Origin of the sequence: Arenibacter algicola (assembly GCF_018860365.1) — a bacterium.
GTDB lineage: Bacteria > Bacteroidota > Bacteroidia > Flavobacteriales > Flavobacteriaceae > Arenibacter > Arenibacter algicola_B.
The window spans coordinates 73,096-84,787 of the sequence record NZ_JAHKPO010000007.1 but is presented as its reverse complement, the minus strand read 5'-3'; the positions used below and the strand labels follow the sequence as shown (position 1 = coordinate 84,787).

8 protein-coding genes are annotated in these 11,692 nt (G+C 41.8%); all 8 read right to left on the bottom strand.

Annotated elements, in window-relative coordinates; translation table 11 throughout:
* Nucleotides 1-93 precede the first annotated feature (93 nt).
* A complete protein-coding gene (locus KO529_RS07185; RefSeq protein ID WP_215947244.1) occupies nt 94-936 on the bottom strand; it encodes a phosphatase PAP2 family protein in 843 nt (280 codons plus the stop codon).
* A 143-nt stretch (nt 937-1,079) separates the two neighbouring features.
* Nucleotides 1,080-1,550 (bottom strand): sulfatase/phosphatase domain-containing protein, encoded by a 471-nt coding sequence (locus KO529_RS23445; RefSeq protein ID WP_354667769.1) that lies wholly within the window; start codon nt 1,548-1,550, stop codon nt 1,080-1,082.
* Nucleotides 1,551-1,574: 24 nt separating this feature from the next.
* Nucleotides 1,575-2,549 carry a sulfatase family protein gene (locus tag KO529_RS23440; RefSeq protein ID WP_252734337.1) on the bottom strand — a complete coding sequence of 325 codons (975 nt, stop codon included), beginning with the start codon at nt 2,547-2,549 and terminating at the stop codon, nt 1,575-1,577.
* 39 nt (nt 2,550-2,588) lie between these two features.
* A complete protein-coding gene (locus KO529_RS07175) occupies nt 2,589-4,661 on the bottom strand; it encodes a sulfatase-like hydrolase/transferase (RefSeq protein WP_215947243.1) in 2,073 nt (690 codons plus the stop codon).
* 72 nt (nt 4,662-4,733) lie between these two features.
* A complete protein-coding gene (locus KO529_RS07170; RefSeq protein WP_252734336.1) occupies nt 4,734-6,650 on the bottom strand; it encodes a right-handed parallel beta-helix repeat-containing protein in 1,917 nt (638 codons plus the stop codon).
* 215 nt (nt 6,651-6,865) lie between these two features.
* Nucleotides 6,866-8,332 (bottom strand): sulfatase family protein, encoded by a 1,467-nt coding sequence (locus tag KO529_RS07165; protein WP_215947242.1) that lies wholly within the window; start codon nt 8,330-8,332, stop codon nt 6,866-6,868.
* A 171-nt stretch (nt 8,333-8,503) separates the two neighbouring features.
* Nucleotides 8,504-10,030, bottom strand: a complete 1,527-nt coding sequence (locus tag KO529_RS07160) for a sulfatase family protein (RefSeq protein ID WP_215947241.1) — start codon at nt 10,028-10,030, stop codon at nt 8,504-8,506.
* A gap of 48 nt (nt 10,031-10,078) precedes the next feature.
* Nucleotides 10,079-11,641 carry a sulfatase family protein gene (locus KO529_RS07155; protein ID WP_215947240.1) on the bottom strand — a complete coding sequence of 521 codons (1,563 nt, stop codon included), beginning with the start codon at nt 11,639-11,641 and terminating at the stop codon, nt 10,079-10,081.
* Nucleotides 11,642-11,692 lie beyond the last annotated feature (51 nt).

Sequence of the window (11,692 nt, the reverse complement as noted above, 5' to 3'; positions counted from 1 at the left end):
TGGCAGATTAAAGTTGGTGTTGAAATAAATGGTAATATACAAAACCCACAAACACTATATTTTCATTAAAAAAAGAACTCACTTTTTAAAAAACTAAAAAGTCCCTCTTAGGCCTATGGTTCCAGGCCCAACTTGAAGTCTCCAGCTAATTTTGTCCTTTGACATAATCCCGGGATACCGCTCCTTATTAAGGTATTTATCTATTGAATCTACCACCACTACACTTACAGCTACACTCAAGGCTACATCTGTTAGCCAATGGGCACCGCTCCAAAGTCTTGTAACGGGAGAAAGAAGCCCCAAAGCGTAAAACCCACCTTTGGCCCATGGATTTTTAAATTGCTTGCCTATGGCATAAAATGTAGTAAATGCCAATATAGTGTGCCCCGAGGGAAAGCTGTGATAGGCAGCTTCATTGCTAAATGGCTTAAAGCTTCCTTTTCCCACATTGGCTATAGGCCTGGCCCGCCCAACAAAAGTTTTACTCACAGATTGAAGTAATCCTACCGTAGTGGCCGAGGAAATTAGGAGCACCCCTGTTTTTCTCCATTTTTCATTCTTCGTAAAAAGCCCAATTAAATACACCCCGCCGTTGATGGAGTAGTTATAAAGTGGTTTTCCTAGGTAATAGCCGGCCTCCTTTAATACCCCAGGAACGTCCTCTTCCTGATTCCGAAACCACTCGGAGCTGTCTTCATCAAAGGCATACAGCGCCCCGGTTCCCAAGATAATAGCGCCTGCGGTTATAAAATCGTCCTTTTCCCAATGAAAAGGTCTGGAGTAGGCATGTTTTAACCCTCCAAAGGCACTTGCCCCGTCATACCCCAACATTTCCCAAGTACTGATGGTGTCATGAGCTTGGGTCTGCGCCTCCAACTTTGGAAGGCCCAAAAAAAAGATTAAACTAAAAATTAAAACTTGGAATTTCAAATTCATTAAAACCTTGGCGTTATTCATGTGCAAAATTAACCATTTATGGATTTGGTTCTAAATTTTAATGCAATCTCTTACATAAAAGCTTGTAGATTTTAGGCCCTAAGTTGAAACCTGCGCTTTTCTAAAACCTTGCGCCCGTTCGCCTATTTCACACCCTTATATTCCTTGGAAAGGGTCTGAAAACCTATTTCAACACCATCCAACATTTGCTGGTACAGTTCGGGTCTATCCTTTTTAACCCATTCCAATAAATCTACGGCATTGGCATGTACAGGGTGATAGATATTGCTTACCGGCTTCATTTTTTTATCATATTGAACGATCATTTTTCTAAGATCTTTCAATAATTTGGCACACTCAGGCTTATTCACAAGATTGTTCAATTCCTGTGGGTCCTCCACTAAATTATATAATTCTTCGGGCTGTTTATGCGGTTCAAAGAAAATACTTTCGTGCTCACTTAGTTTGCCTTCCTCCTTTAACCGGCGCATAACATGGACTGCTGGCCGATAAAACTCCAAATAAGCCTGATGTGCATCGAAGGGAATTTCAGGTCTATCATTTCTGATGTATTTCCAGTTGCCCGAAGTAAGCGCCCTTGACTTTTCCTCCACTTCGTCCCAAAGGTCTCTTGCAGCTTATACATAGTCCCTATCAAATTTCTTATCAAACACGGGCTTTCCGGTCATGTAATCCGGTACTTTCACCTTTGCAAAATCCAATACAGTGGCTGTAATATCAGTCGCGCTTACCACATCTTTTCGGATTTGGCCTCCTTCTATCCCCTTGGGGTAATACACAATAAAGGGAATATGCAGGCCCGGATCATGCAGATACCCCTTTCCACGGATATTACAACGGCCATTATCCCCTATAAAAATAACCACGGTGTTATCCGCCATATCCTTTTCCTCCAATTCCTTAAAGATCATGCCCACTTCGTTGTCCAGGTATTCTATCTGATCCAGGTATTTGGCCCAATCCAGTCTAATTACAGGGTCATCTGCCATAAAAGCGGGCAATTCCACCTCCTCGGGATCTACAGGGTGCTTGGATTCCTCCCTAACTTTGTTCCACCAATCGCCCCTATGGCTAGCCAATAACTGAATCTGGGCAAAAAATGGCTCATCCTTTTTCTCAAACTCATCGTATTTATCAAAAATTCCAAATTGGGTCTTTCCGTCCCAAGGCCCTAAAGCTTCGTGCTTAAAATTGGCATCTATTTTACGCCCTTTACCCATAACCCCGTGATGGCCAAGGATAGTGGTATATCCCGCTTTGCGTAACCAAAAGGTAAAAGGTTTATAATTTTCATTAAGGGGTACATCTCGATTGCTTCGATGGTGGTGGGCATTGATCTTTAACTGGTGTGTACCGGTGAGCATCGCCGACCGACTTGGTGAACAGATGGGATTGGTAACAAAGCAATTATCAAATCGCACACCCTCCTCGGCCATTCTATTTAGGTTGGGCGTTTTCACTCCTTTCATACCATAGCATTCCAGATCCAAACTCATGTCTTCTGCCATAAGCCAAATAATATTGGGACGCTCTTGTGCAACCATGGAAAAGGCAAACAACATTAGAGAGAACAATGCCAATCTATTTTTCATAGGAAATGAGTTTTAGGTTATTTATTGCCTATATTTTTTTTACTTGGTGAAATATGCATTTTCAGGGACTTTGGTTCTCGAAAAAGTTGGACCTTCCCAGCTTAATTCGGGAGTGTTGGGACTCTTAGAATTTCTACCACAGTAAATCTTAATAGGGTGATAACCTGCTTTAAGGGTAATGCTCCCTTCTCTTATTGTGCCAGCTTCATATCCATAATCCGCATCAATAACACTTGCCCCATGAATTTTTAAAAAACCTTTAGTTTCGGACTTCATGGAGAAAGTATATTCTCCATTCACAGGAATATTAATGTATCCCTCAAAAAGTAACAACTCCCCTTTATTCAACTTTATTCCTGCTGGATCAAGGGATGTAACTTTACCCATTGCAGTAGCCGGCAACAAATTTAATTGCGGCAACCAAGGAGCCGAATTTTGGTAGGCTTTCCAACTAAGTCCGTTGATCAGTCCTTCCCCAGAACTTGCAGCTATAGGGGCATTGTCATATGGCCTTTGGGCGGTAGTATCTGGCATACGCACCTGCAGTACTCTTTCTTTAAAAGTTTGCTGTAACTCTCTCATATTGCCATTACCCGCTAAATTATTAGCCTGTTGTGTATCGTTGATAACATTGTATATTTCAAAATCATCATCGGCATTTTTAATATCATATCGGAGTCCGACCAGGTCCCCGATTCGCATCATCTGCATTTCCTTCCTCAGTCTACCGCGATTATTGGGTGCAAATTCGTCATAATTTGGTGTATGGTTACCTTGGGTATATTCCACATAGATAAGACTCTGTTGTTGGTCCCCTTTTCCCGTCAAGGACGGTAGCAAGGAAACTCCGTTAGTATTTACAGGTGCAGGAGTACCCGCTGCAGCAGTAAAAGTCGGCAACCAGTCATAGGATACTGAAGGCGATTCAACCACGTGCCCAGCCTTGATCCGTGCCGGCCATTTGGCAATAGTGGGCAATCGCTCCCCCCCTTCCAGGACATCCCTTTTAATTCCATCAAACGGACCAAAACTGTTAAAAAAATTGGCCTTATAGGGCTCATTGTCCAGGTATGATTCAATGGAGGGCCCATTGTCAGAACTAAATACCACCAAGGTGTTTTGATCGATATTTAAATCGGATAATAGCTTTAAAATATCACCTACCTGATCATCGATTCTCCGGGTAGTCGTGGCATATCGCTTATAGACAATGGGCCAGGCCACTTCTGGCGTAGTTTCATTGTTGTCATGATCATAGGTAGCGTCGCTATAATCTGGATGTACCCAGGAATCTATGGTTCCCGAAGCCGTGTTGATCATTTGACCAGGCTTCCCTGTCCATTGCAACCCACCATTTAATCCTCCCCCATCGGGATAGGCCTGGGTGGGCAGTTCTAAAACGGCATGTGGAGTATCAAAGGCCAAATACATAAAGAAGGGTTGTTTTCCCCCTTTACCTTTTGTTTGTTCTACAATCCATTTTTTGGCCACGGCGGTCCATAGGTCTCCGGTATAACACTTGTCCAGATCCTTACTTACTTCTGTTTTATTTTCATAGACTTCCTTTGCTCCCCTATAAAGACCTTCCTTGGGATAATGCTCGTGTCCATCCCTATGCCGCATATAGCCGTAATAGTAGTCGAACCCACGATCTATGGGATGAGCAGGCCAACTATCTCCATCTTCGGACCATTTATTGGAACCCATTAGACCCCATTTTCCAATGGCGGCAGTAGTATAGCCCAATTTCTGAAGTACGTTGCCCATGGTGTGGTTATCCGCCAAGGCCTTGTCGAACTGATTATTCCTAACATTGGCATGTCCTTGACTTAAACCGGACAATAAGGAAGCCCTAGAAGGGGCACAAACCGGTGCAGCTGAATAGTGATGGGGCATTAATGCGCCCTCAGAAGCCATTTTATCCAGATTGGGCGTCAAGACCCAAGGTTCACTGCGGTCGTTGATCTTCTGTCTTTGATTTTGAAAAAATACCCCCACATCGCCATATCCCAAATCATCGGTAAGGATAAATATAATGTTTGGTTTTTGATCATTGGCCATAGCCCCAGCCTCTTGGGCATAAGCTATTTTCCCGCCTAATCCCATTATCATTAAAACAACAATTGGTAATGAGTAGCGATTTCTTATTTTAAAGTAAAACATTGTCTATAAATTATTTGGTTGTTATTTAAATTTAAGGTTGTGAAGCAATTCGTCTTTCAATAGTATTTGTTTCGCCTTGCCCATATATTTGTTTTTCTTGAACACGATATTTTTTGATGCTTTTACCGTAATGGCGGGATTATCGGGGTACAGTATGGGGAAGCTGCCAGAATTGGTTATCGTATTCCCTTGAAACAACAATCCATCAACATTCGAAATCTCCAAAATAAGATTGTCGAATTGATGAAACTGGTTATTCGTTATTTCAATATTTTTGAATGCTATATTGTGATTTTCATTATCGGTAACAAAACGAATTACCCCCCTATTAAATCCGCTGTGCTGATTGTCCTGAAAAGTATTATTCCTAATAATAAGGTTGGCAGCATTACCAGATTCAAACCAATGACTGCTTTCCACAGGAATAAGAATGGCTTCCATTTCTGTACTAAAATAATTATTTTCAATAACTGTTTTCTTTGGATTGGAAATAAGAAGTCCCCTAGCTCGATTACGGCTAATATTACAATTTTGCACCAATAGTTCTGGATAGCCCTCTACATTTTCAATTAAATCGCCAACCTTTAGCCCCGCTGGCAGATCTTCGTTAAAGCTTATTATCTGGTACCTACCGTTTATATATTCTGTACTTTTTAGGGTAAGATAATCATACGGAAAAAAGGAAGTCGCCAATCTCACCAGTCCAATAGTATCGTTGGCACGCCCTATAGTAAATCCTTGTTGCTGGGCATGTCCCATACGGACACCGATGCTGTTTTTACCTATGACATCCATCACTTCCTGATAGGTGCCATGGACATTAGTGGCATCGTCCAACTGATTGTTAAACGTGCAATTTTTTAGTACCACTTTGCCCCTACAACCAACAAAATGGGTAGCATCGGCTGTGGTAGAGACCATTCTTCCCTGGGAAGGAGTAACATTAAAGCTGTCCAAAATGAGGTCTGATGAATTCTCTGCAATCAACCCCATTCCTCCTGCATGGTGGACATTCACATTTTTTGCATTAAAGCCTTCTGTTCCCGTAATCCGAAAGGCAGGTGCCAGGCGGTTTAGACTCTGATCGCCCTTGCAGACCAAAACCATTCCCACGGGGGGCAATTTCTGTTTGTGATTAAAAATACGGACAGTACCCGGCTTAACTTCCTCTACCCTTAAATTATCCTCTTTTCCACGGACTTTTTCCACCTTGGAACGGGGATCGGTCTTATACTTATATTTTATTTTATCAAGATTGTGCTGAACACTAGAGTTGCGTGTGGCGGATATTGGTGTATAAACTTCGGTATTAAAGGCGATGGCATTCCGGGCGGGATCAAAAAGAATGGACTGTCCCAAGTTATGCTCGTAATACTCCTTTACAAAAATCAACTGACCATTTCTAATCTCATAAGGATACTCCTCTGAAAGCTCCATGTCAAAGGAATTGTTGTTCACATCATTGGCCACTATTAGTCCCTCACTATGAAAAGGCACTGCCCAGTCGACAGTAACATTCGTAATGGTAATATTTTTTGAATCCTCAATTAGAAATGGAATCATTCTCCCGTGAAAGATAAAAGTAGAACCTTGGCCATTAATGGTCAAGCCCTGCATCCCAAATATAGGCATGGCAGTCTTCGCCAACACATCGTCATGATTGGAAATACGGGTAAATTTTTCGAAGGCCTTGTCCGGATAGAAATGATAGGTTCCCTTTTCAAATTTAATTTTGGAAATGGGATATTCCTTTGCCTGACGAATTCTGGCCAAAACAGCTGGGGAAGCGTCCTCGGCTATTTCAGTTGTGAACACTACATTTTCCGAAAGTAGCCCCTCCGATTGTGAAAAACCAGTCCCACACAAAAGGGAAATGACAAGTAGCATCACAATTTTGTAATTTTTTGGACTTCTATTTAATAGTTGAAATTTTCTCATTTCCTTATTTTAAAACCTTTGTTTCTCCTTAATTTCTGTTTCTTTTACAATGCACTATCAGAAATGTTCCCTATGGCTAAACTAACAATCTAATTATTGCCTTTTTGCTCAGGTTAAACAGTCATAAGCCTTTGCCAGTTCACTTCTAGTAAAAAGATTAAGACTACATGTGAGAAGCTTATAGTTATTAATTGCGATTTGAACTTATTGTTACTCTATAAATTTACCCCTGTGCCCTGGAGAGAGTTATCATGATCCCAAGTAATTAGCCAGGGATCACGGGTTTTAATTTGAAAGGCTTTCATTTTTTTTATCATTTCATCCATTACTTCCTTATAATTGGGGTCGTTGGCCAGGTTCACTATTTCATCGGGATCTTTTTCCAAATCGAATAATTCAAATTCAGGGCGAAACAGGTAATCTTGTACCTTTCTTTTACCGAAATACTCTTTTTTGTTTCTATATACCTCCTGCCATGTAGAAGCCGCCCATAAGTCCGATGCAAAGGGATATTCCGATCGCCATGCTATGTTCCTTATAAGCTTGTAATTTTTGTCCCGCACCACGCGCATGGGGTAATACATGGTGATTTCATGAAAGGTGTGGGAGGCGTATATTTCATCCCAGCCTTCAGGTTCCTTAATATCCAATACCTCTTTAAAAGAACGCCCATGAAACGAGTATCCTTTTGTTTCCACTTGCGCCATGTCCAAAATGGTAGGTGTAAGGTCTACCCAAGAAATCATAGCATCCGAAGTGGTATTCTTCAACTTGGAGAAAGGGTCCTTAATAATACAGGGCAGTTTCATCCCTGGCTCATATAAGGTGGTTTTGGCACCAGGAAATGCCATGCCATTATCAGATATATAAATAACTATAGTGTTGTCTGCCTTGCCCGACTCCTGAAGCATCTGCATCAACTTACCAAAACCCTGATCTATTCTGGAAACACTTTGGTAGTACTGGGCAATTTCTTCCCTACTTTCATTAGTATCCGGCAAAAAATCCGGAACCACAACCTCAGCCGGATCGTAAACAATAGTCTCTACCCCTGGATAGCCTTCCAACTTGTTCCCAAAACTGTTTGGGGCATCCCATTGTTCGGGATCTGTAGAATTTGCCCTATGCGGATCATCTGTACAGAAATACAAAAAAAATGGTTTGTCGGATGTCAAAACATCTTTGCATTCTTCTGCCATGGCCACGGTACTTCTAGGGTCGGCCTTCAACTCTTGTTCAAAATGGTACACGGATTCCGGAGCCACGTGATATTTTCCTATCCTAGCCGTGGTATACCCTTCTTTTTCAAGCAGCACGGGCAGGGATTTTACGATGTCATAGGTGCTAAAATGATGATAGTCGTGTACATGACCATAAGAACCGGTGGCATGGCCATAGAGTCCGGTAAGAATTACCGATCTACTGGCAGCACAGCTGGCAGTGGTACAATAGGCGTTGTTGAAACGTACACCTTCAGAGGCCAATTTATCCAGATTCGGGGTTTTTATTACCTTATTCCCGTATGCCCCGAGGGCATCGGTTCCATGGTCATCAGCAACAAAGAGTATTATATTGGGCCTCTCTACCTGCTTCTGTGAGGCTGCCTGTGTTTCCTTTTTCTCATTACAGCCCGTCAACAATAAACCAAAACAAGCGGATATAATAATTAGCCTAAAATTCATATATTATCGTTTTAAATAGAATAAACAAGAGTCATAATTTCTTCCGCTCGCTATCCGGTTGTAAATCAAAACCACATTGGGCTTATGCAATAGTAGGTTCTGACCTAATTCAGGGAGAACCAGCAGCATTGGTGTGAATAGGGACATAGCAATATCTTTAACTGTGCTAAATTATTCATCCTGCTTCACATAATTCAAAGGAGATATACGCTCCCCTGTTTTATAATCCAACCGCTTTCCGTAGTAGATATAATTATCAAAAATATCGCCATTACCTAAGGTTCGTGGGTCTCCCTGAGCTATAAGCTCTGTTTCCATTTGAGTGCGGAGTTTTTTTATTTGCACAGCATATTCGGGAAGATCGGCCAAATTATTGATACAATGTGGATCTTCTTGAATGTTATACAACTCATGCTCCGGCCTTTTATCAAAATTCATCTCAAAAAAGAAGTATTCCTTATCCCCAGGTTTTAAATCTGTAAGATAAGTTTTGGTTGGGGATCCATCGCAGTTTAAAAACCCGTATTCGGGATTTCCAACAGGCCATCTTTTTGGTTTTATATTATGAACGTAGAGTAACGAATCATTCCGAATGGCACGGACGGGATAGGCCAAATCTGTCCCGTCCTCATTGGACCGACCAACATCATGACGTTCCTTGCCCAATAATACATGATCACGGGAAGGGTCTATTTGTCCAGATTTTGGAGAGAGTAACTGTTTTATAAGACTTCCTCCAGTCATTTGCCGATGTGGTAGAGCCCCCACTACTTCCATAAATGTTGGTGCCAAATCGGAAAAACTCACAAAATCGTTGACGGTACGACCAGGGTAGATTTTACCCTTCCAATAAAAGATCAATGGAATGTGAAAGCCTTCCTCGTATATTTGTCCTTTTACCCTAGGGAATGGCATCCCATGATCTGAGGTAACCACAATCATGGTATTTTCCAACAAACCTTTTTCCCTCAATATTTGTATGGCCTTACCCACTTGGGTATCGTACCATTCCACCTCATTGGCATAATCCAATAGGTCTCCACGAACTATGTCGTTATCCGGATAAAAGGGGGGCACAACTGCTTCTTTCAATTCACGCCCTGCCTTTTTCCAAGAATCCAGTTCATAGGCCCTATGGGGCTCCTTGGCTCCCAACCAAAAACAGAAAGGTTTTTCCTCTCCCTTTTCGTTCAAAAATGCACCAAAGTTGGCGGCATAATCTATATTACTTATATTCTCATACGGGGGTGTTATTTTTATACTGTTGTATTCCGGTCCGGCCGGATTATCGGCAGTATCATACACCCCAGGACCCCATCCTTTACCAGAAAAACCTACATTATACCCCTCATTTGCCAATAATTGCGGATAGGTCTTGAACTCGGAAGGAAAACGGCCATTGTGATCCGCCGCCTCCTTGAGTTGCCAACTGTATTTTCCTGTAAGAATACAGGCCCGTGCCGGGGAACATTTTGGATTGCCGTTATACGCATTATTAAAAACAACCCCTTCTTTGGCCAGGCTGTCTATAGAAGGCGTATGGATAAAAGTATCCCCATAGGCTCCAAAACTCTTCATGGATGCATCGTCTGCAATGCAAAACAGGATATTGGGCCTTTCCTTACTTTTTTGAGCGTTCGCTACCAGAGTCAGGAACAAGCATCCGATCAACAAGGTATGTAAGGCAGATTTTTTCATATATCAAGATTCAATTCTTTCTTCTTGGCTATGGGTAATTAACACACCTTATTTGAGTTCCAAGTCTTGGATTCCGTCATTTGAATTGCCTCTGATTTTTTCAAAGTCCGCAATTAATTCCTGAAGTTTTTCAGGATTGGATTTAGCCAGATTTTCCTTTTGACTTGGATCGTTTTCCAGATTATATAATTGATACTCTTCAGCATTACCCAACTCAATGTTCACCATTTTGTTTATCGCTGGTCCTTTATATGGAGGAATCATAGCCCAATTACCTTTTCTAAAGGCTGTTCTGGAGGTTGCTTCCAATACCAACTCTTCCCTTCCGTCCTTGGATTTACCCATAAATGCATCCAAAAGATTCTCACTATCCTCACCTGTCTTATCACTTCCAACCAAAGCGGCCATTGAAGTAAGCAAGTCTAACTGACATACCAAGGCATCAGATTTACCTGGGGCTATTGTACCTTTCCAATAGGTAATAAATGGAACCCTGGTACCAGCATCGAACAAACTATATTTACCTCCTCTTAAAATTCCTGCTGGGGTATGATTGCCCAATTTTTCTTCGGAGTCGTCATAATAACCATCGTTGACTACTGGGCCGTTATCACTTGAGAAGACAATTAATGTATTCTCAAGGATTCCTTCATCTTCCAGGGTTTTCATAAACTCCCCTATCATCCAATCGGCCTCCAAAATAACATCCCCTCTTGGACCCATTCCAGATTTTCCGGCAAAACGCGGGTGCGGTGTACGTGGTACATGTGGCTGTTGCAAGGCATAGTACAAAAAGAAAGGTTTGTTTTTATGCTCTTTTACATACTGTTGGGCTTTGGCCAAAAAATGGTCCGCCATATCAACATCGCTCCATTTAGCAGACTCCCCACCCTTCATAAAGCCAATTCTTGGAACTCCATTCACTATACTGTTGTTATGACCGTGATGCCATTTCATAGTAGTCAGTTCAGGATTGTCCAATCCCGTGGGTTCCCCTTCAAAATTTTTCTCGTAGCTAACTTCAATGGGGTCATTTGGATCCAAACCGTCTACGTGACCGTCGGCAATATACACCGTTGGCACCCTATCCTGGGTTGCAGCAAGAATATAGGAATAATCAAAACCAACTTCATTGGGGCCAGGTGACACCCTTTCATTCCAATTCACATTTCCGCTACCAAGTCCCAAATGCCATTTACCCACAATACCGGTGGCATAACCTTCCCCCTGCAACATTTTGGGCACTGTTATTTGTGCCGTATCAATTATCAAAGGAGCTGTTCCTGGCAATATTTTGGCATCTTTATTACGCCAGGGATACCTACCTGTTAATATGGCATACCTACTTGGCGTACAAGTAGCTGAGGAGGCATAACCATTTGTAAATTGTACACCGCCCGTTGCCAATGCATCCATATTAGGGGTACTGATTTCCGTTGCCCCATAGGCACTCATATCGCCATACCCAAGATCATCCATATAAATAAATACAATATTGGGCTTTTTAGCAGTTTCATCAGTAGCGACTACTTTCTCTTCCTTGGATTTACATCCCACCAAAAGCAACACAATTATGGCGGTATGGAACAAATTCCTTTTAATAATCTTCATTTTTCTATTTAGTTAATTTTAATGATTTTGGATTTATAAGCTAGTAAGGTA

Excerpts from the sequence above, each read along its gene's own strand:
- KO529_RS07175 (WP_215947243.1), bottom strand. The coding sequence starts at position 4,661 with ATGATAATGGGATTAGGCGGGAAAATAGCTTATGCCCAAGAGGCTGGG.
- KO529_RS07170 (WP_252734336.1), bottom strand. The coding sequence starts at position 6,650 with ATGAGAAAATTTCAACTATTAAATAGAAGTCCAAAAAATTACAAAATT.
- KO529_RS07155 (WP_215947240.1), bottom strand. The coding sequence starts at position 11,641 with ATGAAGATTATTAAAAGGAATTTGTTCCATACCGCCATAATTGTGTTG.
- KO529_RS07160 (WP_215947241.1), bottom strand. The coding sequence starts at position 10,030 with ATGAAAAAATCTGCCTTACATACCTTGTTGATCGGATGCTTGTTCCTG.
- KO529_RS23440 (WP_252734337.1), bottom strand. The coding sequence starts at position 2,549 with ATGAAAAATAGATTGGCATTGTTCTCTCTAATGTTGTTTGCCTTTTCC.
- KO529_RS07185 (WP_215947244.1), bottom strand. The coding sequence starts at position 936 with ATGAATTTGAAATTCCAAGTTTTAATTTTTAGTTTAATCTTTTTTTTG.
- KO529_RS07165 (WP_215947242.1), bottom strand. The coding sequence starts at position 8,332 with ATGAATTTTAGGCTAATTATTATATCCGCTTGTTTTGGTTTATTGTTG.